The following is a 24,295-nucleotide window of genomic DNA, read 5'->3' on the forward strand; positions in this document are numbered from 1 at the left end:
AAGGGAGATGAACGCCGTGCCCATCATGATAAACAACAATCTGCCCGCGGCGGGTACGCTGACGAGCGAAAATATATTCTGGATGGATAACGAACGCGCCATGTCGCAGGATATCCGTCCGCTTCACATCGCCATTCTCAACCTGATGCCGACGAAGGTGACGACCGAAACGCAGCTTCTGCGTCTGCTCTCGAACACGCCGCTTCAGATCGAGATAACCCTGCTTACCGCCGCTTCGCACAAGACGAAGAATACGTCGGCGGAGCATATGCTTGAGTTCTACAAGACCTTCGCGGACGTTAAGGATAAGAAGTTCGACGGCCTTATCATCACCGGAGCGCCCGTCGAACGTCTCGAGTTCGAGCAGGTGGACTACTGGGACGAGCTGTGCGCCATCATCGACTGGAGCAAGACGAACGTTCAGTCCACTCTGTATATCTGCTGGGGCGCGCAGGCGGGACTCTATCACAGCTACGGCATAAGGAAGTCCGAACTGAGCGAAAAGGCGTTCGGCGTCTTCAAGCACTACGTCACCGACAGGCTCTGTCCGCTCGTTCGCGGCTTCGACGACGTCTTTTTCGCGCCGCATTCGCGCTATACCGGAGTGCTGGACGAGGATATCGCGAAGCATCCGGAAATAACCGTCCTCGCGAGGTCGAAGGACCCGACCGTCGGCGTCTACATCGCGATCGCCAACGGGGGCAGGGAGGTCTACGTCACCGGCCATTCGGAGTACGACCGCGAAACGCTGCTGCTCGAATACGAGCGCGACCGTAAGCAGGGACTCGGAACCGCGATGCCGGAGAACTATTTCAAGCACGACGACAGCAACCAGGGCATTATGATGAACTGGCGCTCCCACGCGCACCTGCTCTATTCAAACTGGCTGAATTACTACGTTTATCAGGCGACGCCTTACGACCTCAACGAAATTAAATAGAAACGGTTTTCATACGCCGCTTCGTCCTCGCGACGGGGCGGCGTTCGTTTATCTGTTATGAAATATGTTACCACTGTTCGCGCAGGTTGTCAAGGTGCGTGTTTTTTGCTAAAAGGCGCAAAAATACTGTTTACAAAAGTTGTTATATATGGTAGAATAATGCTAATATCAGGAGAGTGCGATTTTTCGCGCGAACACTCTGACGGAGGGCAACGATATGGCAATGCTTGACGATATAAAAGCCGCTGAGGCGAAGGCCGCCGAAATGAAGGAGACCGCCGCCGCGGAGGCGAAGGAATACGCCGCCGCCGCGGAGGCGAACGTCGCCGCCGCGAGAGAAGTGTTGCTCGAGTCCGCGCGCGGCGAAGCCGCCGCCATGGCCGAGACCGCTTCCGAGGACGCCGCCGCCGCGAGCGAAACGCTGCTCGCCGCCGGAAGCGACGCGGATAAGCGTATGGCAGAATCCGCGGAAAAGAATATTCCCGCCGCCGTAGACGCCGTCTTCGCGCAGCTTGCGAAGTGAAGCGCGCAGCGGGTTTTTCGCAATCACATACTTGTTTTTTCAGGAGATAACGCATGCTCGTACCGATGAAAAAAGCGTATATCGCGTGCCTCAGGGATGACCGTGAGGCTTTGATTGACGCGCTCTTTTCCCTCGGCGAGGTCATGCCGATAGAACGCGACGACAAGGCGCTGAGCGACGCCTCCGCGGAGCTGAAGCTGAGAAACGCCGAGGCGCTGCTGAAGGATATCCGCCCGTACGCGCCGAAGAAGGGGATGTTCACCCCGCGTCCCGAGGTTGACGAGGAGCGTTTCGCCCGCGTCGACGCGGAAACGGTCGAAACGCAGGAGCGTCTGCGCGAGCTCGTCGGCGAGCGCGACGCGCTGAAGGAGGCCGCCGAGGCCGCGAAGAAAGCTGCCGCCGATATCGAGCTCTGGCGCGGGCTGGGCGCGGACGCGCTCGACGTATGCGCCTCCGAATACACCGTGCGCCGCGTCGGTACCGTTCCGACGTCGAAGGCGGACGCGCTTGCGGAAAAACTCGCGCCGTTCGCGGAGTTTGAAACGGTCGGTGAAAAGTCCGGCAAACGCGCCGTTCTGGTCGTCTGCGCCGCGGAGGACGCCTCCGAAACGGAAGCGCTGCTGCGCGAATACGAATTCGAGGAATCCCGCCTGCCGTTTGCCGCCGGCAAAGCGGAGGAGGAATACAACAGACAGCTCGCCGCGAAAGCGGACGCCGAAGCCGCCCTCGCCGGGAAGGAGAAGGAGCTCGCCGAGCTTTCACAAAAGGCGAACGACGTGACGCTGCTCGCGGAGCAGTACCGCGCCGAACGCGACAAGGACGAAGCGCCGCTGGTGCTGACCGACGACGCGGTATATATCGAGGGCTGGGTACGCGCCGACCGCACCGAGAAGGTGACGAAAGCGCTGAAAAAAGTCACCGACTGCGTCGCGGTCGAATTCACAGACCCGGCGGAAGATGAAAAACCGCCCACCGCGGCGGAAAACAGCAGGTTCGTAAAGCCGTTTGAGAGCATAACGAATATGTTCTCCGCGCCCGACCCCTACGAGATAGATCCGAACCCCGTCATGGCGCCGTGGTACTGGATAATCTTCGGTATGATGATGGCGGACGTCGGCTACGGATTCCTGATGATGCTCGGCGCGTGGCTCTTCAAGAAGTTCATGAAGCCGCGCGGAGAGATGGCGAAGCTGGTCAGCGTCATCGGCTTCTCCGGACTGCCCACGGTCGTCTTCGGAGTCGTCTTCGGCAGCTATTTCGGCGCTGAATGGTTCCCGCCGTTGATAGGATTCTCGCTGCTCGACGGAATACTGCCGGTGCTGCTGATCGCCTGCGGAGTCGGAGTGCTCCACATTTTCACCGGTATGATCGTCAAGGCGGTCGCCGCGTTCAAGGCGGGCGACTGGCAGACGGCGGTCTTCGATAACTTCGCGTGGATGGCGCTGATAAGCGGACTTATCGTCATGGCGCTCAACGTGAAGATCGGCGCGATCATCGCCGGAGCCGCCGCGCTCGTGGTGCTCTTCACCGCGGGGCGGAAGAAACCGAACGTCGTCGGCAAGCTGACCGGCGGACTCGGCAGTCTCTACGGCATAACGAGCTACCTGAGCGACATCCTCTCGTATTCGCGTATCCTCGCGCTCTGCATCTCCACCGCCGTCATCGGTTACGTTATGAATATCCTCGCGGGGCTCGTTATGGGCATACCGATAGTCGGATACGTTTTCGCGGGGCTGGTCTATATCGTCGGCCACCTCTTCAACCTCGCGATGGGACTGCTTTCGGCTTACGTTCACGACAGCCGCCTGCAGTATATTGAGTTCTTCACCCGCTTCTATGAAGGCGGCGGCACGGTCTTCAAGCCGTTCAGGCTCGAAACGAAGAACGTGGACGTTGTCCGCGGGAGCGGCAAAGATAGTAAAGAATAATTAAAAAGATATTCAATTCGGAGGTAACACAATGTTTAGCAACGGAACAGTCATCACCATCTTCGGCGCCGCGGTCGCCGCGTTCCTTTCGGGAATGGGCTCCGCGATAGGCGTACGCTCCGGCGGCGTTGCCGCGGCGGGAGTGACCGCGGAAAAGCCCGAGCTTTTCGGTAAGCTGCTGGTTCTCCAGGCGCTGCCCGGAACGCAGGGAATATACGGCTTCCTTACCGCCGTTCTCATCCTCGTCCAGAGCGGACTTATGGGCGGCAACGCGAATATCAGCACCGCGCAGGGCTGGGCGTTCTTCTTCGCCGGCCTGCCGATCGGCATACTCGGCCTGATCTCCGCCATCTATCAGGGCAAGGTCGCGGTCGCCGCGATCCACATGACCGCCAAGCAGCCGGAGTCCTCCGGTAAGGGCATCACCATGGCGGTCCTCGTCGAGACCTACGCCATACTCGGACTGCTCGTATCCCTGCTGCTCGTCCTCTTCGCGACGAAGGGACTTTGATTCTGATTCGGGAGAAGCAAGATGGGAGCAGAAGCCGTAATCGAAAAAATACTGGCGAGAGCTTCAGCCGAAGCGGACAAGATAAAGTCCGCGGGCAAAGCCGACGCGGATAAGCGCTCCGCCGAAGCGGAGGCCGCCGCGGAAGCCGAGAAAGAAGCGATCCTCACGCGCGGCAGGGCCGAAGCGGACGCGATAAGATACCGCGAGAAGCTGAAGGCCGAGCTTGACGTGCGCAAAAACACGCTCGCCGAAAAACGCGCCCTGCTCGACAGGGTGTATTCCGGCGTACGCGAAAAGCTCGCGTCGCTGCCGGACGGCGAAAAAGCGGAGCTTTACGCGAAGCTCGCCGCGTCCTTCGGTATGACCGAAAACGTCAAGGTCTACGCCTCCGCCGATATGAAGGCGTTTGCCGAGGCGAACGCCGCCCGCTGGGGCGGCGCCTACGCCGGCGAGATAAAGGGGAGCGGCGGCGTGCTGCTTTCCGGCGAACGCTGCGACGCGGATCTTTCGCTCGACGCGATCGTCGCCGACCTGCGCGAGCGCACCGAGAGCGACGCCGCGCGCATACTCTTCGGAGAATAACTGATTTCAACTGCCGCCGAGGCGGCGGAACGGGAGAAAAATGGCTGATAACTTCGGTATAAAAAGCGGCTACCCGTACGCGGTAGGACGCGTCAGAGCGATGGAGGATTCCGTCTTTTCCCGCGAGCAGTATTCACGGCTGATCGCGGCGGAGAAGGACGGACGCCTTCGCGTACTCGCCGAAACCGGCTACGGAGCGGGAGCGGAAAAGCAGGAGCTCGAGCCGATGATCGACGCGGAGCTTCGCGGCGTTCACGAACTGATGAACGAGATCGCGCCCGAGCCGGAGCTGACCGACCTTTTCTTTCACGAATACGACGCGCACAATCTGAAAGCGCTGCTCAAAGCGCGCATCGTCGGCGCGGACGCGGACGGCATACTGCTCTCCTGCGGCGTCTTCGACGTCGAGGTGCTGAAGGTATGCGTTTCCGCGGATGAATACTCCATGCTCGGCGCGGCGTTCGAGCCGCTCGAGAAGCTCGAGGGCGTGACAGATCCCGGCGAGATAAGCCGCGCGGTCGACTCCGCCGTATACGCGCATATCTTCGCGACGCTGAAGAAGCGCAAGGCGCCCGCGCTCGAGGAGTTCTTCAAGCTGAAGGCGGGCTTCACAAACGCGCTGACGCGCATGCGCGGCAGGGCGCTCGGCCTTTCGGAAGAGGCCGTCGCGAAGCTGCTCATCGCCGGCGGCTTCGAGGAGCCGGCGGCGGAAGGCGGCGCACGCGAGTTCGAGCGCGCCTGCTCGCAGAAGCTCAACGCCTGTCTGCGCGATTCCCGCTCCGATCCGTTCGGGCCGGCCGCGCTCGGCAGCTATGTCAACGACAAACAGAACGAAGCGCGCAATATCAGGATTATCTTCGCCGGAGGCGGCGAGGACGATATCGACTTTTAACGGGAGGTAAGCGATGGACGCCGAAAGAACGAAAATTGCCGCTGTTGGCGACCTTGCCTCCGTGCTGCTTTTCAACGCGCTCGGCATAACCGCCGTCGGCGCGGATACTCCGCAGGACGCGGAGCGCGAGATAACGCGGCTCGTTTCCGAGGGGTATTCCGTCATATTCGTGACGGAAAAGACCGCCGCGGGCGTGCCCGAGCTTATCAGTAAGTATAAATCGCAAACCTTCCCCGCGATCATCCCGATCCCCGACAAGGACGGCAGCGACGGCAGCGGCCTTCGCGCCATTCAGGCGAACGTGGAGAAAGCGGTCGGAAAGAACATATTTTGAGGTGGCAGGATGAACGAACTTGAACACGGCACCATAATCAAAGTAGCGGGCCCGCTTATCGTAGCGTCCGGCATGAGAAACTGCCAGATGTACGACGTCGTGCGCGTCAGCGAAAAGAAGCTCATCGGCGAAATAATCGAGCTGCGCGGCGACCGCGCCTCGATACAGGTATACGAGGAGACCGCGGGGCTCGGCCCCGGCGAGCCCGTGTACTTCACCGGCGAGCCGCTTTCCGTCGAGCTCGCGCCCGGACTCATCGAGGGCATCTACGACGGCATCCAGCGTCCGCTCGAGGTCATATATAAGCTCACCGGCGACAGGATTCAGCGCGGCACGAGCGTCGACGTTCTCGACCGCGAGCGCAGGTGGAACTTTGTTCCCGCCGCTAAGGTCGGCGAAACGCTGACCGGCGGCGACGTGCTCGGCACGGTCGTCGAGACCGCGGCGGTCACGCAGAAGATAATGGTCCCGCCGAACGTCAGCGGCGAACTGACCTGGCTCCGCGAAGCGGGCGAAGCGACCGTCACCGACGTCGTAGCGAAGATACGCACCGCCGACGGCGAAGAGAAGGAGCTTACGATGCTCCAGCGCTGGCCCGTCCGCGTGCGCCGTCCCTACGCGAGCAAGCTGACGCCCAACGAGCCTATGGTGACCGGACAGCGCGTCATCGACACCCTCTTCCCGATAGCGAAGGGCGGCATCGCGGCGATCCCCGGCCCCTTCGGCTCCGGCAAGACCGTCGTCCAGCACCAGCTCGCGAAGTGGGCGGACGCCGACATCATCGTCTACATCGGCTGCGGCGAACGCGGCAACGAAATGACCGACGTTCTCAAGGAGTTCCCCGAGCTGAACGACCCGCGCACGGGGCTGCCGATAATGAAGCGCACGGTGCTTATCGCCAACACCTCCGATATGCCCGTCGCGGCGCGCGAAGCGTCGATCTACACCGGAATAACGATCGCGGAATACTTCCGCGACATGGGATATAAAGTAGCCATAATGGCGGATTCCACCTCGCGCTGGGCGGAAGCGCTGCGCGAGATGTCCGGCCGTCTTGAAGAAATGCCCGGCGAAGAGGGCTACCCCGCGTACCTCTCCTCGCGCCTTGCGGAGTTCTACGAACGCGCCGGATTCGTCCGCTGCATCGGCAAAGAAGAACGCTACGGAGCGATAAGCGCGATCGGCGCGGTTTCGCCTCCCGGCGGCGACATTTCCGAGCCTGTCTCGCAGGCGACTCTGCGTATAGTCAAGGTCTTCTGGTGCCTGAGCGCGCAGCTCGCTTACAAGCGCCATTTCCCCGCGATAGACTGGCTGCGCAGCTACTCGCTCTATAACGACAACGTCCACGCCTACTTCGACAAGGCGGTAGCGCAGGACTGGTCGAAGAACGTGGCGCAGGCCGTCTCGCTGCTTCAGCAGGAGTCCGAGCTGGACGAGGTCGTCCGCCTCGTCGGCGTCGACGCGCTGGGCGAGAAGGACCGCCTGACGCTCGAATGCGCGCGCTCCATCCGCGAGGACTTTCTGCATCAGAACGCCTTCCACGAGGTCGACACCTTCACCTCGCCGAAGAAGCAGCACGATATCCTCGCGATGATCCTGCTCTGGTACGAGCTGGGGCTTCGCGCGCTTGAGAACGGAGTATCCTTTGCCCGTATAACGTCCATGGCGTGCCTGGACGACATCGGCAGGATGAAGTACGTGCGCGAAAGCGAATGGGAACAGACCGCCGCGGAGGCCGAGAAGGGGCTTCGCCGCGAATTCGCGGAATTGAGATAGCGCGGAACGGAGGAAGTTATGCAGAAGGAATACAAGACCATAACCGAGGTCGTCGGGCCGATAATGGTCGTTGAGGGCGTCGAAGGCGTCAAATACGACGAGCTCGTCCACATCAAGCAGGCGGACGGGAATATCCGCGTCGGCAAGGTGCTTGAAATCGACGGCGACAGAGCGATGGTGCAGCTTTTCGAGAGCTCGCAGGGGCTCCGCGTCGCGGAGAGCAAGGCGAAGTTCCTCGGCCACGGCACGACGCTTTCCGTCAGCCGCGATATGCTCGGCAGAGTTTTCGACGGCATGGGGCGCTCCATCGACGACGGCCCCGAGATAATCCCCGAGAAGAAACTCGACATAAACGGCTCGCCCATGAACCCCGCGGCTCGCGACTATCCGGCGGAGTTCATACAGACCGGCATCTCCGCGATCGACGGGCTGAACACCCTCGTCCGCGGGCAGAAACTGCCCATCTTCAGCGGAAGCGGCCTGCCTCACGCGAAGATCGCGGCGCAGATCGCCCGTCAGGGCAAGGTGCTCGGCAGCAACGAGAAGTTCGCCGTCGTCTTCGCCGCCATCGGCATCACGTTCGAGGAGGCGCAGTTCTTCATCGACGACTTCCGCCGCACCGGTTCTATCGAGCGCTCGGTGCTCTTCATGAACCTCGCCAACGACCCGGCGGTCGAGCGTATCGCGACTCCGCGAATGGCGATAACCTGCGCGGAATACCTCGCCTACGAGCTCGGTATGCACGTGCTCGTCATAATGACCGACATAACCAACTACGCGGAAGCGCTCCGCGAGGTTTCCGCCGCGCGCAAGGAAGTTCCCGGCCGCCGCGGCTACCCCGGCTATCTCTACACCGACCTCGCGTCGATGTACGAAAGAGCTGGCAGGATCAACGGCAACAAGGGCTCGATCACCCAGATCCCGATCCTGACAATGCCGGAGGACGACAAGACCCACCCGATCCCCGATCTTACGGGCTACATCACGGAGGGGCAGATCATCCTCTCGCGCGAGCTTTACTACAACGGCGTTACGCCGCCCATCGACGTCCTGCCTTCCCTCAGCCGACTCAAAGACAAGGGCATCGGCAAGGGCAAGACCCGCGAGGACCACGCGGACACGATGAATCAGCTCTTCTCCGCCTACGCCCGCGGCAAGGACGCGAAGGAGCTGGCGGTCATCCTCGGCGAATCCGCGCTTTCCGAAATGGATAAGCTTTACGCGAAGTTCGCCGTCGAGTTCGAGAAGCGCTACGTTTCGCAGGGCTACGAAACCGACCGCAGCATAGAAGAAACGCTGGATATCGGCTGGGAGCTGCTCGGCATCCTGCCGCGCACCGAGCTGAAGCGTATCCGCACCGAATACCTCGATAAATACTATCACGAAGCGAAAAACTGATTAACGGAGACCTGAAATGGCGAAGCTGATAAATCCCACGCGGATGGAGCTGAACAAGTACAAAAGGCGTGTCAAGACCGCTGTCAGGGGGCATAAGCTCCTGAAAGACAAGCAGGACGAAATGGCGCGTCAGTTCATGCTGCACATAAAGCGGAATATGGAGCTTCGCCGCAAGGTCGAGGAAAAACTCGCGAAGGTCATGGCGGAGTCCTCCTCCGCGGCGGCCCGCATGGGCAGCAGCGCGGTGCGCGAGGCGCTGCTCGTGCCGGCGCGTTCAGCGAAGGTGTCGCTGACCGTCAAGAACATAATGAGCGTCAACGTCCCGTCCCTCCGCTACGAGGGCGGCGACGAGGAAACGCAGCTGCCTTACGGCTTCGCGTTCTCCTCCGGCGCGCTGGACGGCGCGGTCATGACGCTCGCGGACCTGCTTCCGGACCTCATCGAGCTTGCGGGCGTGGAAAAGACCTGCGATATGCTCGCCGAGGAGATGGAGAAGACCCGCCGCCGCGTCAACGCGCTCGAGTTCGTCATGATCCCCGAAATGAACGAAGCCATCAAGTATATCTCCATGAAGCTCGAAGACAACGAGCGCAGCAACATCACCCGCCTGATGAAGATCAAAGACCAGAAGCTCAAAAAAGAATCGGCAGGGAAATAAGGAGAGAAGAGATAGAGTGAAAAGAATAACTGCAATCATAATGTGCGTTGTATTTTTGATGTCGGTCGGTGTCTTGAATGTGAGCGCATCATATATTGATGAGCGTTGGCAATGGTCAAATGACGTTCAACAGGAACGTTGTACATATCGTGTTTGGCATGAGGCGTACGAAAGACTTGGTATAAGCTTACCGGACACGTGGGGGAATGCTGCTACTTGGTATGATAATGCGCCATATGACGGATATCCAGTTGATAATAACCCATCTGCAAATTCTATTGCTTGCTGGGATGATGGGGGTTGGGGACATGTCGCATATGTAACAAGCGTTGATTCGGAGTGGGTTTATTATAGACATGCGGGGTTTGACCCCAGTGATAGGTATACTGGCTATTGGTACAATGACGATAAAAGAAGAATAGACAATATGGGATGGGATTTCGAGGGATATATTCACCTCACCTCTTTAGATCTCGGCTCTGATTTCTACGCGTTCATAATCAAGCAGGATTCGTGGAAGCACCTTGCGGCCGAAAACGGCAATGTTCAGTTACCGTCGACCGGAAATAACAGCTCCGATCCAAAGCAGATATGGCACTTTATCAGGATGTCTGACGGCTCTTACAAAATCGTCAACGAGTTTTACGATATGTGTATGGATGCGGCGAATTTCGGCACAAGCAACGGTACCAACGTCGGATTGTGTACGAGCAACGATTCTACCGCGCAAAGATGGTTCATTTCAACTATGGGCAACGGATACGCGCTTTCGCCGGCATATACGAGTATGGTTATAGACGTCACCGGCGGCGTGAACGATCCCGGTACCAATGTGCAGCTTTGGCAGTCCGGAAACACGTCGGCTCAGGCTTTTTCGATATACAAACTCACGGAGGACGGCGTTACCTATTCCAAGCCCGCGAAGCCGTCCGCGGTGACGGTGAACGCTTCGGTTTCCGCCAATAAGGTTTTGAGTATCTCGTGGAGTCAGTCGCCTCTGAAGGGATCGTTTGACGCGCGCGCATACGACGTTTATATCTATAAAGACAGCGCGAGCAGCACGCCGATCCATACAAAAATGAGTTTGAGCGCCACTTCATATACATACAGCCTCCCTTCTGAAGGAACGTATTACGTTAAGGTTGCCGCCGTCAACACGAAGTATTACGGTTGGTATACGTTCTCCTCGACGGTAAAGGTGGAAACGAAGAGCGACTTGCTAGGAGATATGGACGGCGACGCTTCTATAACCGTTTCGGACGCGCTCGCCGCGCTGAGGATTGCCGCAAGGCTTGCGAGCGCCACGAGCAGCGTGAAGAAGATAGCCGACGTGGATTTCGACGGAACGATAACGGTTTCCGACGCGCTTGCGATACTGCGCGTCGCCGCGAGGCTTGCCGGTACGAAGACGCTCACCGTACAGTCGCTGAGCAGCTGTACGCTGTATCCCGAATGCTATAAGAACTATGCCGTTTCTTCCAACTATACGGACGCCCGCGTCGAGTGGTTGAGCAGCGACGCGTCCGTCGCAACCGTCGGCAGCAACGGCAAGGTAACGGCTAAAAGCGCCGGAACGGCGACGATAACCGCAAAGGTTTCCGTTATCGGTCAGCAGAAATCCGTTTCGTATACCGTCACGGTCAAGAACCCGAGCGTTGTTTTGGCGCCTGCTTCTCAGAGCACGTCTTATGACGCGTATTCTAACAACAGAGTCATTATCAGCGGTCATATCGCTTACAAGTGCCCGCTTCCTTCCGTGACGACGGACGTCAACGAGGCATATTGCGGCGACAGCCGCGTGAGCACTTCAAGTATTACAAAGGAGATAACGTCCGGTGATGGTAAGTTCAGCGGCGAATACTTCTATTCGTATCAGCCCGGCACGATAAAGATCAAGTATTCATTCTCCGTCGCCGGCAAGACTTACAGCAGCACTTATACCTGCAACCTCACGCTGACGCGCACCAATCCGGATATGGGGCAGTATATAAGAAGCTCGACTTCGACGTCTTCGACGAATCTGGGTATGGTACCCGCGAATACGACTTATGTGATAACGCAGGTCGCGGTCACCGGAACGGTAGGAGAGTCGGGATGCCAGGTCTGGGGATACACGACCTATGGCGGCGTATCCGGATGGACTTTGATCGAGTATTGGCAGTAAGTGATACCGAATAGTTTAACAACAAACGCCTCCCGAGCGGGAGGCGTTTTTATATATCGAGATGCGTTTCTATGTGCCGCAGGGGATCGGCGAAGGCGGGCGGGATATACTCGCTCTTCTTGCGCAGCAGCAGCGAAGCCGGCGTTATCGCGCCCTTGCCGAAGCGGCTGCGGACGCCGTCCGCGGCGCGCTCGAGCGTCTCGGCGCGTTCGTGCCGTCGGAAGCCGCCGCCGAAGTCGAGCTGCGCGGGGAACTTCTCGTCGCAGAGGTTTATCGCCGTCAGCGTCACCGCGCGTACGGGGCAGCGCCAGTCGTACCGCTCGCGGAAGAGGCGGAAGCCCGCCTCCGCGAGTTCGCAGGCGCAGGAGGTCGGGTAGCGCGTCGCGGTTTGGTACTGCTCAAAGGCGAGCATGCTGTCCCGCACGCGCACGGAAACTCCGCGCGCCGCGAGCCCGTTCTGCCGCAGCCGCCTGCCGACGTCCTGCGCCAGATGCAGCAGCATAAGCCGGACCTCCGCGTTATCCTTCATATCCGCCGGCGGCGTCTGCCCGTGCCCGACGCTCTTTATCGGGCTGACGTACCCGATCGGCATGACGGGGGAGAGGTCGAGTCCGTTGGCGTACTGCCAGAGCGTCAGCCCCGCCTTGCCGAAGGCGCGCTGAAGGAAGTCGGGGTTCGTCCGCGCGAGGTCGCCTATCGTGTGGATGCAGTAGCGTTCGAGCTGCGCGCGGCTGCTGCGCCCGACGCCGAACAGATCCGCCGCGGGAAGCGGCCATATCTTTTCGCGGAAGTCGCGCCCGATCTCCGTCGTCGCGTCAGGCTTCTTCATATCCGAGCCGAGCTTCGCGAAGATCTTGTTGAAGCTGACGCCGACGGAGATGGTCAGCCCGACCTCCTCGCGCATACGCCGCCGCAGCTCGTCCGCGATGGCGCGTCCGTCGCCGAAAAGCAGTCTGCTCGCGCTGACGTCGAGCCAGCATTCGTCCATGCCGAAGGGCTCGACGAGGTCGGTGTATTCGGCGTAAAGCTCCCGCGCCGCGCGCGAGAAGCGCGCGTATTCGCCGTAGTGAGGCGAAACGATGACGAGCTGCGGGCATTTCTTCTGCGCCTGCCATATCGCCTCCGCCGTCGCCACGCCGAAGCGCTTTGCCTCCTCCGATTTTGCCAACACGATCCCGTGGCGGTCCTCCTTCGAGCCGCAGACGGCGATCGGCAGCCCTTTCAGCGACGGGTCGAGCACCGCCTCGATAGAGGCGAAGCAGTTGTTTATGTCGCAGTGCAGTATCGTCCTGTCCACGCGCAGCCCTCCTTTCCGCGAAAACGCGTCCGCTTTCCGCCGCCGCTTCCGCAAAAACGGCGTCAGCAAACAAGCCTTCGCCGTCTGTCCGGAAATTCGTGAAGTTTTTTCAAAAACCCCTTGACAAATGGTGAAAGTCATTGTAATATAATGGTGAAACTTGTTTCACCAACGCTCTGTACCTATTATTTTAGGTGAAACTAAGTTCATTGTCAAGTGAAAGATGATGAAATTACTTTCATATTTTTGCCGTTTTTATACGGGGGAGGAAACGAAATGCTTTTCGGAGAGAAACTCAGGGAGCTGCGCAAAAAGGAAGGGCTGACGCAGGAGGCGCTCGCCGCCGAGATCGACGTTACCAAGCGCACGCTCATCAACTACGAGAGCGGCCGCTGCTACCCGAAGCAGGCGGAGATTGTCATGCGTCTTGCGAAGCGCTTTTCCGTCAGCGCGGACTATCTCATGAGCGAGGCAGACGAGTTCGTCGCGCAGGCGCACGCCCGCGGCGGCGCGCGCGGCATGGCGCAGGCGAAGGAGCTTGTCGCGGAGGTCAGCGGACTTTTCGCGGGCGGGGAGCTCGCGGACGAGGACAAGGACGCTGTCCTGCGCGCGATAATCGACGCCTACTGGGACGCGAAAAACGATAACAGGAAATACGCGAGGTCGTGATCCACAATGAGCTATATCGAGTTGGAAGCGGAGGCGCTTGCGGCGAAATACGGCACGCGCGATCCCTTCGAGATAGCGCGTCAGGAGGGGATAGCGGTCTATTTCCGCAATGACTTCACCAAGCTCAAGGGTATGTATAAAGTTATCCTTCGCCGCCGCTGCGTCTTCATCAACGCCGGACTGCCGCAGGAGGAGATGCGCTATATCTGCGCGCACGAGCTGGGGCACGACAAGCTCCACCGCGCCGCGACCGCGAAAGCGGGACTCTGCGACTTCGTGATGTTCGACGTGAAAAACAAGCTGGAGTACGAGGCGAATCTTTTCGCCGCGCACCTGCTCATAGACGACCGGCAGGTCTCCCACGCCGCCGTGAACGGCATGACGGCGCAGGAACTGGCGGCCGCGCTCGGCGTACCCGAAACGCTCGTCACGATAAAGGCGGCGAACTACGAGAAACGCCGTCAGCATCACGCGCCGCGCGAGCTGAAAAATCCGCTGTATTGACGGCGTTATTGTGAGGAGCGCAGTCTTTCTTGGCTCCCTCTGAGGAGGGAGCTGTCGAGGGCGGCGGTAAGCCGTCCGAGACTGAGGGAGAGATAACGTCGATTTGCGATTTGCCGGGAGTCTGTTCCGAAGACGGCGAATTATCTTATGTGTACTTATCCCTCATCTCCGTCGCGGCGCTTATACATAAGGAGGGCTGTCGTTATCTCTCCCTCCGTCTTGCCTCGGCTTAAGCCTCGGCAATCCACCTCCCTCCTCAGAGGGAGGCAAGAACATACTTCTGAACTCTACACTCAAAAACGGAAGGAACGCGTTCCTTCCGTTTTTCGTTCTAATCCGGACTTGCCCTCAATAGAATGTAGCACAAGCTGTTGAAAGGGTGAGAACCGTGAAAAAGAGCATATTATCGCATATCGGCGTCGGCACGGTGCGCGTCGCCGCCGCGGCGCTGATAACGGCCGTGCTGCTCGCGCTGCGGCTCGTCGGCGCGGATACGTCGCCGGTGAAACGCGAGATCGCCTCCGGCGGAAGCGCGATGGGGGTGGTGAGGTACGTTGTCGGCAAGTATAACGAGTTCACGGCGTAGCGCGCTGCGCTTCGACGTCGGCGTGCCGTTCCTGCTTTCGCTCGGCGCGCTGATGTTCGTCAGCGGCGGGCTCGCCGTCTGGGCGGCGCTCGCCGCGCTCACGCACGAAGCGGCGCATCTGCTCGCGATATACGCCTGCGGTTTTCGCGTGCGGCGCGTCTCGCTCCACGGCGGAGGCGTGCGTATGGAGCTGAACTCCGAGCCGCCGAAGGGGAAAGCGGCGCTGATCCTGGCGTCCGGATGCTTCGGCAACCTGCTCGCCGCCGGCGCGGTAAAGGCGTTCGGCGGCGCGTCGCTGCGCGCTTATATCTTCTTCGGCGCGAACCTGCTTCTGTGCCTGCTGAATATCCTGCCGCACTCCTCGCTTGACGGCGGCAAGCTGCTCCGCCTCGCGCTCGGCGAAAGGGGGAGCGCGGCGAAAGTCGCGTTCTGCGCGGACGTCGCCGTGACCTTCCTGCTGACGGCGGCGGGCGCGATGATCTTTCTCAAATGCGGCAAAAACCCGACCGCGCTGCTGCTCGGGCTCTGCCTTGTCGCGAAATTGCCGGTTTTCGGCAAAAAAAGCTATTGAATTCCGCGCCGATTGTGCTATAATGTCAATTAGTATATTATGGGCGGAGATGTGTTATGAAAGTCAACGCTAATTTCCAGAAAATGAAACCGAGCTACCTCTTTTCCGAGATAGCGAAACGCACCGCGGAGTTCCGCGCGCAGGAGCCGGATAAGGATATAATCCGCCTCGGCATCGGCGACGTGACGCGTCCGCTTTGCCCCGCCGTCGTTGAAGCGGGCAAGAAGGCGGCGGACGAAATGGGCCGCGTCGAGACCTTCCGCGGCTACGCGCCGGACGGCGGCTATCCCTTCATACGCGAAGCCGTCAGCCGCTACTACGCGCGTCGCGGAGTTGAGATCGCTCCCGACGAGATTTTCGTCTCCGACGGCGCGAAGTGCGACGTGGGCAACATCCTCGATATCTTCGCCGCGGGCGTGACCGCGCTGATCCCCGACCCCGTCTATCCCGTCTACGTCGACACAAACATCATGGCGGGCAACAACATCATATACGTAAACGGCAGCGCGGAGAACGGCTTCCTGCCCGTTCCGGACGAAAGCACGCCTCCGGCCGACCTCATCTATCTCTGCTCGCCGAATAACCCGACCGGCGCGGTCTATGACGCCGGACAGCTCGCGAAGTGGATCGCCTACGCGCGAAACTGCGGCGGCGTGATACTTTTCGACGCCGCTTACGAGGGCTTCGTCGAAGGCGGCCTTCCGCACAGCATCTTCGAGATCGAAGGCGCGAGAGAGTGCGCGATCGAGTTCTGCAGCCTCTCAAAGACCGCCGGCTTCACCGGCACGCGCTGCGCCTACACTGTCGTGCCGAAGGAGCTGAACGCCGACGGCGTGAGCCTTAACGCCCTCTGGGCGAGGCGCACCGCGACGAAGTTCAACGGCGTTTCCTACGTCATACAGCGTATGGCGGAGGCGGCGTTGAGCGATGAGGGGCTCGCGGAAATCAAGGAAAACCTCAATTATTACAAAGAGAACGCACGCATGATATCCGCCGCGCTCGACGAGCTCGGCATCGAATACACGGGCGGCAAAAACTCGCCTTACATCTGGCTTAAATGCCCGAACGGCATGGGCTCGTGGGAGTTCTTCGACCTGCTGCTGAAAAAAGCGGGCGTGGTCGGAACGCCTGGCGCCGGCTTCGGCGTCAACGGCGAGGGCTTCTTCCGTCTGACCGCGTTCGGAGACAGAGAACGCACGGCGGAGGCCGTCGAGAGAATAAAGAGAACCGTCAGGGAGGAAATATAAATGAAACATACCGATCTTTGCGATATCCACAAGAGTTATAAAGAGCTCATCGGGACCGAAATGACCGTCTGCGGCTGGATAAAATCCATCCGCGACTCAAAGCAGGTCTGCTTCGTCGAGCTCAACGACGGCACCTGCATGAAAAACCTGCAGGTAGTCATCGACAAGGCGACCTTTGCCGACGTCGACAAGGTGCTCAGGCAGAACACCGGCGCGTCCCTCGCCGTCCACGGCAAGCTCGTCGAATCCATCAACCCGAAGCAGCCCTTCGAGCTTCACCCCGACAGCGTCGAAGTCCTCGGCGAAGTGCCGGAGGACTACCCGCTGCAGAAGAAGGCGCATTCGCTCGAGTTCCTGCGCACGATCCCGCATCTGCGCGGCAGGACCAACACCTTCGCGGCGATGTTCCGCATCCGTTCGCAGCTCGCGGCGGCGATCCACGAATTCTTCAGGGGCAGGAACTTCACCTACGTCCACACCCCGATAATCACCGGCAGCGACTGCGAGGGCGCGGGCGAGATCTTCCACGTCACCACCCACGTCTTCGGCGAGGACATCAAGAGCGCCGAAGAATACGCCGCCACCGACTTCTTCAAGCGCACCGCCGGTCTGACCGTTTCCGGTCAGCTGGAGGGCGAAGCGATGGCGCTTTCGCTCAGCAAGATCTACACCTTCGGCCCGACCTTCCGCGCCGAGAACTCGAACACGCCGCGCCACGCCGCGGAGTTCTGGCAGATCGAGCCGGAAGTCGCGTTCGCCGATCTGTTCGACATCATCGAGCTCGCCACCGCGATGATAAAGCACATTACCAACAGCGTGCTCGTCAACTGCCCCGAGGAGATCGACTTCTTCGAGCGCTTCTATGAGAAGGGCCTGAAGGACAAGCTCCTCAACATCGTCAACTCCGAGTTCGCCGTCGTGGAATACACCGAGGCGATCGAGCTTCTCAAGAAGTCCGGAAAGCAGTTTGACTACCCCGTCGAGTGGGGGCTTGACCTGCAGACCGAGCACGAGCGCTATTTGACCGACGAGGTCTATAAGCGCCCCGTCTTCGTCATCAACTACCCGAAGGACATCAAGTCCTTCTATATGAAGCTCAACCCGGACGGCAAGACCGTCGCGGCGACCGACCTGCTCGTTCCGGGCGTCGGAGAGATCATCGGCGCGAGCCAGAGGGAAGACAACTACGACCTGCTGATGAAGCAGATAACCGACCGCAAGATGACGATGGACGACTACGTCTGGTACACCGACCTGCGCCGCTTCGGCTCCGTGCCGCACGCGGGCTACGGTCTCGGTTTCGAGCGTATGCTTATGTACATCACCGGCATCGGCAACATCCGCGACACGATTCCCTTCCCGAGAGCGAAGAACCTGCTTGCGTAAAACTATGGCGAACAGAGTTTACAACACGCGCCAGCGCGAATCGGTGCTTGCCTGCATGAAGGAGAGCGCCGGCGGACATATGACCGCGCAGCAGGTTACCGACCTGCTCCGCGCGCGCGGCGAAAAGATCGGGCTGACGACCGTCTACCGCTGCCTTGACCGGCTGGTGGGGGAGGGCGTCCTCGTGAAGTACGCCGCCGCCGACGGCGAAAGCGCCTGCTTCCGTCTCGCCGAGTGCGGAAGCGAGAACTGCTTCCACATGAAGTGTGAGAACTGCGGCGCGTTCTTCCATATGACCTGCGACCACCTTTCCGAGCTTGCGGAACACATCTACGGCGAGCACGACTTCACCGTCGACCCGTACAAGACGGTTTTCTACGGTATCTGCGGCGAGTGCAAACGCCGTCAGGAAGACAAATAATCGCATATCAGCTTAAAAACGGGAGCCGCGCTTCGAGAGCCGCTGCTCCCGTTTTCGCATATAACGACGATGGCGTACCGCGGGCTTTCGGCGGGGTAAAATCCGGCGAACCACGCGTTGTTCACGCGCGTTCCGTCTTCGGAAAAACTGCCCGTCTGCGCGGTCGCGGTCTTGCCGCCCGCGCCTCCGGCCTTCGGTTTCGCCGCCGCGCCGGTGCCGTTCTCGACCGCGTTGACCATAAGCTTCCGCAGCCGCTCCGCGACCTCGGCGCTTACAACGCGCACCGGCTCGGCGGAGTCGAACGCCTCGACGACGTCGCCCGATTCGTCGCGTATCGCGGTAACGAGCCGCGGAGTCGGGCGCAGTCCGCCGTTCGCAGCGACCGAAACCATCACCGCGGCCTGTACGGGCGTAACCATGAGATCGCCCTGCCCGATTGAGAAGTTCGCGACCGCGGCGGAAGCGGCGAGCGAGCTCTTTTCAGTCAGCCGGCCAGCGTCCGTGACCATGCCGTCGGCGAGGCGGTAGGCGCGTCCGATCCCGAAACGCGCCGCCGCGTCGTAAAGGCCGTCCGCGCCGACGTTGAGCGCCGCTTTTATGAAGTAGGGGTTGCAGCTGCCGGCGAAGGCGGCGGCGAGCCCCACGCGCCCGTGGCCGTCGTCCTTGTGGCAGCTGACGTCCCTGCCGCCGACGTGGATATATCCGCGGCAGGTGTAAACGAAGCCGTCCAGCCCCGCCTCGATTATCGAAGCGGCGGTGACGATCTTGAAGGCGCTGCCGACGCTGAACGCCGCGAAGGCGCGGTTGAGCAGGGGAGCGTCCGCGTCGGTCAAACTCTCCGCGACGCCGTTCGGGTCGTAGTCGGGGAAGGATTCGCAGGCGAGCAGGTCGCCGTTGCTTACGTCCATGACGACGACGGCGCCGCGCCGATTGCCCTCTACGGAACAGAACGCCGCCCGCGCCATCAGCGAGAGATTTTTGTCGATCGTCAGCGCGACCGCACTCCTGCCGCCGTCGCCGCCGCGCGAAACCGCCGCGCCGGTCAGCTCGCGCCCCCGCGCGCTGACGGTCACGGAAGCGTTGACGCTCCCGCCGCCGGAGAGCACGCCGTCGAACGCCCGCTCGACGCCGGAAACGCCCTTTCCGTCGCCGTTGACGTAGCCGACGATGTGCGCCGCCACGCCGTCGGAGGGGAAGCGGCGCGGGACCTCGAGCAGCGCGACGTTTTCGAGCCGCAGATCGCGGTCGCTGACCTTGAAGGCGAACGGCATCCCCGACTCCGCCGCCTTCGTAACGCGCTCGGGCGAAACGTCCGCCGCCTCCGCCAGACGCTTCACGGCGTATTCGCTTTTCAGCGGCGGCACGCATACGGCGTAAACGTCGCTTTCGCCGTCGACGAGCGACGCGCCGTTGCGGTCGAGGATATCCCCGCGCTGCTCCGTCAGTTTCACCGAATACCGCCGCCCCGTCGAGAGCACCGCGAGCCCGTCGTCTCCGCGCATGACGAAAAAGACCCGCACCGTGAGCGCGGTGAAGATCAGTATCAGCGCGGCGTAAAACTTCAGCGTCCGTTTCTTCATAAAAATATTTTGCCCGTTTTACTCAAGAGTATTGAAAAAAACGCGCCGATGGTGTAAAATAACGGGTGAAAGAAAAACGAAAGGAAGTATTATAAATGGAAAGAACAGTACTTATCGAATCCTCCGCCCGCCACGTCCATCTGACGCAGGAGCACGTTGAGATCCTTTTCGGCAAGGGAGCCGAGCTCACATTTAAGAAGGAGCTTTCCCAGCCCGGTCAGTTCCAGTCCGAGCAGCGCGTCGACCTCGTCGGGCCGAAGAATACGCTCAAGAATATATCCATCCTCGGACCCGTCCGCAAGGCGACGCAGGTCGAGCTTTCCTGCACCGACGCCAGAGCGCTCGGCATCAAGGTGCCCGTCCGTGAGTCCGGCGACATCGCCGGCAGCGCGCCCGTGACCATCGTCGGACCCGAAGGCAGCATCGACATCCCCGAAGGCGCGATCGCCGCGAAGCGCCATATCCATCTGACTCCCGCGGATGCCGAAGAGTTCGGCGTGACCAACGGCCAGATCGTCAGCGTCAAGACCGAAGGTGAGCGCGGACTCGTTTTCGACAACGTCGTCGTGCGCGTCAGCCCGAACTTCAAGAAGGCGATGCACATCGACACCGACGAAGCCAACGCCATGGGCTACGCCGGCGAGACCTACGGCGTGATCGTGGGATAAACGGGATAAGCATAAAAAGTGACGCGCCAATTGGCGCGTCACTTTTTATGTAGAACTGAATAATTAGACAATGAGTGAAGCTTAGACTACTTGCCGCATTTCACAACGGTATCAATTAGGCAATCAAGCGTTGTATAATAGTATTTATTATCTTTTGGCGAATTATCGTAAAACTCGTTTAGCATAAACCCGTATAGATCTTCTAGTTGTATGTCCGTCGGCTCTAATCGGAAGTTTCCGATTGAATGATTCATTATTGCTATCGGGATATTTATTTTTTTAATATAGCATAGAAATCTTACTCTATGTAGTTTGTGATTTTGTTTTCCATAAAGGATACCTCTGTTTTGAAAGCTTTCACCTATAAGTCGCGGATTTTGGATTTGATTCGGCGTTTTTTATATTTTTTTGCCGCCGGAAATTCCGGCGGCAAAAATACTTGAACTACGCTTTCTCTATCGGCAGCCACAGCTCGATATATCTGGACTGACTTATAGTTTCATCACCGTTTTTATAGTACCAATGTGTCACTTCGATTTCCGGGGCGTCTGCAAGCTGATATCCGGACGACGGCAGCCACTCGCTTACCATTTTTCGGCGAAGTTCCGTAATGGCGTTAGTAGGGTACCGCATCCTCTCGGTCTCGCAGATCACGAACAACTGTTTCGGAACGACGATCTTTTCAAATTCCTTGGCTTTCTCGTCATATCCTAAACCTTTTGCGAGGTTTTCCGTCCACCATTCATCAAGTTGCTGCGCAATGTAGAAATCAAATCCGTCGTCTCCGATATTCGTTATTACGCTGTAACCGTTGTCACGATCGCCGCAGACGCCTTTCAGCAAATACTGGTTGACTCTTGAATGAACGTAGAAATCATGTTCCTGTTCATATCTGTTTTCCGGTGCGCCGGTAAAATGTCTTTTGAACCCGGTCAAAATCATTTCCGGCTTTTCTTCGATCCTGTAGTTCATGGTTGTTCCACCCTCCAAACTGAATTTCAGTACAAGGCGTGAAAAGGAGCGAAGCTTAGCGGATTTGTCACGTGCCTGTGACGGCAGGACGCCGTGAAAGGCTTTGAACGCACGGGCGAAGCTGTCGGGGTTGTCGTAGCCGTATTTCAGCGCGACGTCGATAACCTTTGCGCCGTCCGCCTGCAGTTCGGCGCCAGCAAGCGAAAGACGGCGGTTGCGGATATACTCGCCGAGCGTATAACCGCACAGGATCCCGAACACACGCTGAAAATGGTAAGACGACGAATATGCGACCGCCGCGACCTTTTCATAATCGATCTCGACGGTCAGATTTGCCTCGATGTAGTCAAGCGCCCCCTGCATTCCCGCGACCCAATCCATGTGCATTTCTCCTTTTTCCTTGTCTGTGCCGTCATTTTACCACAGGGAGGGCATACTGTCCCGATTATTTGTGCTGAGAAATGAAGGCTCGTTACAATCCCGAAAGACTTGAAATAAGTTGTCATATTTGCGTATTATACGTATATTAGTATTATATCTTTTTTATATGTATTGTCAAGAACAAATAAGAATAAGAAACGCGCCTTCGGGCGCGTTTCTATATGCTATTTAGCGGTTTTACCTTTTCTTTATATAATCCAGATACCCCTGCAGTATCAGACACGCGGATGCGGTGTCGATGTTGTCCTTGCGCTTCTTGCCTTTGAAGTCGGTGGCGTTCATATACGCCGCGGCGCCGACGGTGGTCAGGCGCTCGTCCCAGAAGTAGACGCTGATGCCGCTGCGCATTTCAAGCTCGAAGGCGAACGCCGCCGCCTTTTCCGCGCGCGGACCGCGCGTGCCGTTCATATTCAGCGGCAGCCCCATGATTATCTGCGCGCAGTTGTTCTCGTGCGCGAAGGCGGATATCCTGTCGATTAGCTTTTCCGGATCGGATTCCTTTATCGTGCCGGCGGGGGAGGCGAGCGTCTTGCTCTCGTCGCTGAGCGCGAGCCCCGTGCGCGCGTCGCCGTAGTCGACGCCGAGCAGACGCGTCGGCGCGGCGGATTCCTTCCACCACGACTGACGCCGGAAGGTCGCCAGCTCGTCCGGCAGGTGCGAAACGTCGCCGTCGAGTACGAACGCGGGCTTCAGATCCTCGTCAAAGTCGATTATGTAGATCGCCGTGTTGTCGCACCAAGGGATCGTGCCGAGCTTCTCGAAGCCGATCCCCTTCAGCGCGCAGAGCATCGCGCGCATCGCGCAGCCGTGCGAAACGACGAGCACGTTTTTGCCTTCGTTCGCGCGTACTATGTCGGTTATCGCGGCGTAGGTGCGGTCGTAGACCTGCTTCATCGTTTCGCCGCCGGGCGCGGCGAAGCGGTGCGGCTCGTTCGTCCAGAGGCGGAAATCCTCCGCGAAGCGGACGGTCAGCTCGGCGTAGGGGACGTTCTCCAGCTCGCCGATGTTCATCTCGATGAGCCGCGGCTCGATACGCAGTTCGAGGTCGCGGTCGCCGATCGCGGCGAGCGCCGTCTGCTTCGCACGCGTGAGCGGGGAGGAGTAGGCGGCGTCGAAGCGGAACTCCGCGCAGCGCTTCTTCAGATATTCAAGCTGTTTTTCGCCGGCCGGCGTGAGCCCTGCGTCGGTATGCCCCTGAAAGCGGCGCTGAATATTGCCCTCCGCCTGCGCGTGGCGAATGAGATAAACGCGTGTGGTCATGTTTGAAGATTCCTTATAAAATGATAATATGGATTTTGCTTTCGGCGGCTTTGCCGAAAACAAAATCCCCGCGGCGCGACAGCGTATTTCAAACCCGCTTATTTGCAGGTGGGTGTCCGCCTCGCTGTTCACGCTCCCTTCTTCCGCTGAAAGCGGGAGGTCTGCAATCCGAGACGAGAGTCGGGTCTCCCTTATTGAAATTGTAGGTTTTAAATGCTGTCGCGTCCGGCGAGGACACTTATATTATACTCGATAAAAACGTCTTCCGCAACAGTTTTTATAAGAAAAGGGGAGGATTATTATTCCTCCTCTTCCTCGTCTTCGTCGAAGCCGCCCTCTTCATAGATGCGTGTGTATTCCATCGCGGCGGCGTCGTATTCGTCTTCGTCCTCGATGAGCGCGAAGGCCTGTTCGCCGTTCTCGTCGGTGACGAGCTTCATCAGCCAGACTTCGCCTTCATCGTCGCAGTCGCAGTCGTCGTCCTCGCAGTCGCAGCCGTCGAGCGAAAGCATCGCGACGTAGCAGTTGCCGCCGACGTCGAAAGTGCCGATGTGCTCCCAGGTGGATTCTTCACCGTTTTCGTCGGTCAATACGATCAGATCGTCAAATTCTTCAGCCATTGTTCTAGCTCCTTTCGTGTCTATGCTGGTATTTTAACACACGCGAACGTAAATTACAAGTGGAAATGAACCGAATTGAAAAATATCGCCGCCGTATTTTTCCGCCGCGGAGTGAATAAATGCCTTCATTTATATATAATATATATCGCGAAAAAACCGCGTAACATAGGCGTTTTCCGGCTCGCGAAAAAAATTTAAAAAAATACGAAAAAAGTTCTTGACAACGGCGTAGGTCGGTGATACAATAGTCAAGCTGCCCCAAAAAAGCAGGTGCTTCGCGGGGCCGGCACGGACCTTGAAAATTAAACAACATTATGACAATTACAAAACCCTTAATTTTTTTGAGAGTACTGTTTACACCGTCCGA

The 24,295-nt window shown here is 58.9% G+C and carries 24 protein-coding genes and 1 other RNA gene; 19 read left to right on the forward strand and 6 right to left on the reverse strand.

The window, feature by feature from the left end:
- Window positions 1–16: 16 nt before the first annotated feature.
- From metA to J5441_07865, 11 genes are all read left to right on the forward strand, one after another.
- The gene (gene metA / locus J5441_07815; GenBank protein MBO4935051.1) at window positions 17–940 is read left to right on the forward strand and encodes a homoserine O-succinyltransferase; all 924 of its coding nucleotides are present in this window, start codon (window positions 17–19) and stop codon (window positions 938–940) included.
- A gap of 217 nt (window positions 941–1,157) precedes the next feature.
- Window positions 1,158–1,463 (forward strand): hypothetical protein, encoded by a 306-nt coding sequence (locus tag J5441_07820; protein MBO4935052.1) that lies wholly within the window; start codon window positions 1,158–1,160, stop codon window positions 1,461–1,463.
- 53 nt (window positions 1,464–1,516) lie between these two features.
- Window positions 1,517–3,391: a V-type ATP synthase subunit I gene (locus J5441_07825; GenBank protein MBO4935053.1), complete on the forward strand. Its 1,875-nt coding sequence runs from the start codon at window positions 1,517–1,519 to the stop codon at window positions 3,389–3,391.
- A 31-nt stretch (window positions 3,392–3,422) separates the two neighbouring features.
- Window positions 3,423–3,902, forward strand: coding sequence for a V-type ATP synthase subunit K (locus J5441_07830; protein MBO4935054.1), 480 nt, complete (start codon window positions 3,423–3,425; stop codon window positions 3,900–3,902).
- Between the two features lie 21 nt (window positions 3,903–3,923).
- Window positions 3,924–4,484 (forward strand): hypothetical protein, encoded by a 561-nt coding sequence (locus J5441_07835; GenBank protein MBO4935055.1) that lies wholly within the window; start codon window positions 3,924–3,926, stop codon window positions 4,482–4,484.
- A 40-nt stretch (window positions 4,485–4,524) separates the two neighbouring features.
- Window positions 4,525–5,376, forward strand: a complete 852-nt coding sequence (locus tag J5441_07840; GenBank protein MBO4935056.1) for a V-type ATPase subunit — start codon at window positions 4,525–4,527, stop codon at window positions 5,374–5,376.
- Between the two features lie 13 nt (window positions 5,377–5,389).
- On the forward strand, window positions 5,390–5,710 hold the full coding sequence (locus J5441_07845) for a V-type ATP synthase subunit F (protein ID MBO4935057.1): 321 nt from the start codon (window positions 5,390–5,392) through the stop codon (window positions 5,708–5,710).
- A gap of 9 nt (window positions 5,711–5,719) precedes the next feature.
- Window positions 5,720–7,486 carry a V-type ATP synthase subunit A gene (locus J5441_07850; protein ID MBO4935058.1) on the forward strand — a complete coding sequence of 589 codons (1,767 nt, stop codon included), beginning with the start codon at window positions 5,720–5,722 and terminating at the stop codon, window positions 7,484–7,486.
- Between the two features lie 18 nt (window positions 7,487–7,504).
- A complete protein-coding gene (locus tag J5441_07855; protein MBO4935059.1) occupies window positions 7,505–8,884 on the forward strand; it encodes a V-type ATP synthase subunit B in 1,380 nt (459 codons plus the stop codon).
- Window positions 8,885–8,900: 16 nt separating this feature from the next.
- On the forward strand, window positions 8,901–9,542 hold the full coding sequence (locus J5441_07860; GenBank protein MBO4935060.1) for a V-type ATP synthase subunit D: 642 nt from the start codon (window positions 8,901–8,903) through the stop codon (window positions 9,540–9,542).
- 79 nt (window positions 9,543–9,621) lie between these two features.
- Window positions 9,622–11,706 (forward strand): RICIN domain-containing protein, encoded by a 2,085-nt coding sequence (locus J5441_07865; protein MBO4935061.1) that lies wholly within the window; start codon window positions 9,622–9,624, stop codon window positions 11,704–11,706.
- Between the two features lie 49 nt (window positions 11,707–11,755).
- On the opposite strand, the gene J5441_07870 is transcribed toward J5441_07865, so the two are convergent.
- Entirely contained in the window at window positions 11,756–13,003 is a 1,248-nt protein-coding gene (locus J5441_07870; protein ID MBO4935062.1) for a DNA polymerase IV, read from the reverse strand.
- 276 nt (window positions 13,004–13,279) lie between these two features.
- Here J5441_07870 and J5441_07875 point away from each other — a divergent pair, with 276 nt between their 5' ends.
- The 7 genes from J5441_07875 to J5441_07905 all read left to right on the forward strand — a co-directional run bounded on the left by J5441_07875 (window position 13,280) and on the right by J5441_07905 (window position 18,387).
- Window positions 13,280–13,672, forward strand: a complete 393-nt coding sequence (locus tag J5441_07875; GenBank protein ID MBO4935063.1) for a helix-turn-helix transcriptional regulator — start codon at window positions 13,280–13,282, stop codon at window positions 13,670–13,672.
- A 6-nt stretch (window positions 13,673–13,678) separates the two neighbouring features.
- A complete protein-coding gene (locus J5441_07880; protein ID MBO4935064.1) occupies window positions 13,679–14,176 on the forward strand; it encodes an ImmA/IrrE family metallo-endopeptidase in 498 nt (165 codons plus the stop codon).
- Between the two features lie 388 nt (window positions 14,177–14,564).
- The gene (locus J5441_07885) at window positions 14,565–14,762 is read left to right on the forward strand and encodes a hypothetical protein (GenBank protein MBO4935065.1); all 198 of its coding nucleotides are present in this window, start codon (window positions 14,565–14,567) and stop codon (window positions 14,760–14,762) included.
- Entirely contained in the window at window positions 14,731–15,333 is a 603-nt protein-coding gene (locus J5441_07890) for a hypothetical protein (protein ID MBO4935066.1), read from the forward strand. Before J5441_07885 ends, J5441_07890 begins: the two co-directional genes overlap by 32 nt.
- A gap of 56 nt (window positions 15,334–15,389) precedes the next feature.
- Window positions 15,390–16,580: an LL-diaminopimelate aminotransferase gene (locus J5441_07895; GenBank protein ID MBO4935067.1), complete on the forward strand. Its 1,191-nt coding sequence runs from the start codon at window positions 15,390–15,392 to the stop codon at window positions 16,578–16,580.
- Window positions 16,581–17,966 (forward strand): asparagine--tRNA ligase, encoded by a 1,386-nt coding sequence (gene asnS / locus J5441_07900; protein MBO4935068.1) that lies wholly within the window; start codon window positions 16,581–16,583, stop codon window positions 17,964–17,966.
- A 4-nt stretch (window positions 17,967–17,970) separates the two neighbouring features.
- Window positions 17,971–18,387: a transcriptional repressor gene (locus tag J5441_07905; protein ID MBO4935069.1), complete on the forward strand. Its 417-nt coding sequence runs from the start codon at window positions 17,971–17,973 to the stop codon at window positions 18,385–18,387.
- Here the strand turns inward: J5441_07905 and J5441_07910 are convergent.
- Window positions 18,372–19,967, reverse strand: coding sequence for a penicillin-binding protein 2 (locus J5441_07910; GenBank protein MBO4935070.1), 1,596 nt, complete (start codon window positions 19,965–19,967; stop codon window positions 18,372–18,374). The two genes, J5441_07905 and J5441_07910, sit on opposite strands and share 16 nt — an antisense overlap.
- A 95-nt stretch (window positions 19,968–20,062) precedes the next feature.
- Between J5441_07910 and J5441_07915 the strand changes: the two genes are divergently transcribed.
- A complete protein-coding gene (locus J5441_07915) occupies window positions 20,063–20,635 on the forward strand; it encodes a phosphate propanoyltransferase (protein MBO4935071.1) in 573 nt (190 codons plus the stop codon).
- Between the two features lie 444 nt (window positions 20,636–21,079).
- On the opposite strand, the gene J5441_07920 is transcribed toward J5441_07915, so the two are convergent.
- The 4 genes from J5441_07920 to J5441_07935 all read right to left on the reverse strand — a co-directional run bounded on the left by J5441_07920 (window position 21,080) and on the right by J5441_07935 (window position 23,928).
- The gene (locus tag J5441_07920) at window positions 21,080–21,988 is read right to left on the reverse strand and encodes an AraC family transcriptional regulator (GenBank protein MBO4935072.1); all 909 of its coding nucleotides are present in this window, start codon (window positions 21,986–21,988) and stop codon (window positions 21,080–21,082) included.
- 237 nt (window positions 21,989–22,225) lie between these two features.
- Window positions 22,226–22,837 (reverse strand): Holliday junction resolvase RuvX, encoded by a 612-nt coding sequence (ruvX, locus tag J5441_07925; GenBank protein MBO4935073.1) that lies wholly within the window; start codon window positions 22,835–22,837, stop codon window positions 22,226–22,228.
- Between the two features lie 531 nt (window positions 22,838–23,368).
- A non-coding RNA gene (gene ssrS, locus J5441_07930) (6S RNA) lies at window positions 23,369–23,547 on the reverse strand.
- 60 nt (window positions 23,548–23,607) lie between these two features.
- Complete coding sequence (locus J5441_07935; protein ID MBO4935074.1) at window positions 23,608–23,928, reverse strand: DUF1292 domain-containing protein; 321 nt, start codon at window positions 23,926–23,928, stop codon at window positions 23,608–23,610.
- Window positions 23,929–24,295: the final 367 nt, after the last annotated feature.

The organism is Clostridia bacterium, assembly GCA_017620395.1.
Classification (GTDB): domain Bacteria; phylum Bacillota; class Clostridia; order Oscillospirales; family RGIG8002; genus RGIG8002.

Excerpts from the sequence above, each read along its gene's own strand:
- J5441_07835 (MBO4935055.1), top strand. The coding sequence starts at position 3,924 with ATGGGAGCAGAAGCCGTAATCGAAAAAATACTGGCGAGAGCTTCAGCC.
- J5441_07915 (MBO4935071.1), top strand. The coding sequence starts at position 20,063 with ATGGAAAGAACAGTACTTATCGAATCCTCCGCCCGCCACGTCCATCTG.
- J5441_07875 (MBO4935063.1), top strand. The coding sequence starts at position 13,280 with ATGCTTTTCGGAGAGAAACTCAGGGAGCTGCGCAAAAAGGAAGGGCTG.
- J5441_07830 (MBO4935054.1), top strand. The coding sequence starts at position 3,423 with ATGTTTAGCAACGGAACAGTCATCACCATCTTCGGCGCCGCGGTCGCC.
- ruvX (MBO4935073.1), bottom strand. The coding sequence starts at position 22,837 with ATGCTCTGCGCGCTGAAGGGGATCGGCTTCGAGAAGCTCGGCACGATC.
- J5441_07910 (MBO4935070.1), bottom strand. The coding sequence starts at position 19,967 with ATGAAGAAACGGACGCTGAAGTTTTACGCCGCGCTGATACTGATCTTC.
- J5441_07905 (MBO4935069.1), top strand. The coding sequence starts at position 17,971 with ATGGCGAACAGAGTTTACAACACGCGCCAGCGCGAATCGGTGCTTGCC.
- J5441_07920 (MBO4935072.1), bottom strand. The coding sequence starts at position 21,988 with ATGGATTGGGTCGCGGGAATGCAGGGGGCGCTTGACTACATCGAGGCA.
- J5441_07820 (MBO4935052.1), top strand. The coding sequence starts at position 1,158 with ATGGCAATGCTTGACGATATAAAAGCCGCTGAGGCGAAGGCCGCCGAA.
- J5441_07935 (MBO4935074.1), bottom strand. The coding sequence starts at position 23,928 with ATGGCTGAAGAATTTGACGATCTGATCGTATTGACCGACGAAAACGGT.
- J5441_07825 (MBO4935053.1), top strand. The coding sequence starts at position 1,517 with ATGCTCGTACCGATGAAAAAAGCGTATATCGCGTGCCTCAGGGATGAC.
- J5441_07840 (MBO4935056.1), top strand. The coding sequence starts at position 4,525 with ATGGCTGATAACTTCGGTATAAAAAGCGGCTACCCGTACGCGGTAGGA.
- J5441_07880 (MBO4935064.1), top strand. The coding sequence starts at position 13,679 with ATGAGCTATATCGAGTTGGAAGCGGAGGCGCTTGCGGCGAAATACGGC.
- J5441_07855 (MBO4935059.1), top strand. The coding sequence starts at position 7,505 with ATGCAGAAGGAATACAAGACCATAACCGAGGTCGTCGGGCCGATAATG.
- J5441_07850 (MBO4935058.1), top strand. The coding sequence starts at position 5,720 with ATGAACGAACTTGAACACGGCACCATAATCAAAGTAGCGGGCCCGCTT.
- asnS (MBO4935068.1), top strand. The coding sequence starts at position 16,581 with ATGAAACATACCGATCTTTGCGATATCCACAAGAGTTATAAAGAGCTC.
- J5441_07895 (MBO4935067.1), top strand. The coding sequence starts at position 15,390 with ATGAAAGTCAACGCTAATTTCCAGAAAATGAAACCGAGCTACCTCTTT.
- J5441_07845 (MBO4935057.1), top strand. The coding sequence starts at position 5,390 with ATGGACGCCGAAAGAACGAAAATTGCCGCTGTTGGCGACCTTGCCTCC.
- J5441_07860 (MBO4935060.1), top strand. The coding sequence starts at position 8,901 with ATGGCGAAGCTGATAAATCCCACGCGGATGGAGCTGAACAAGTACAAA.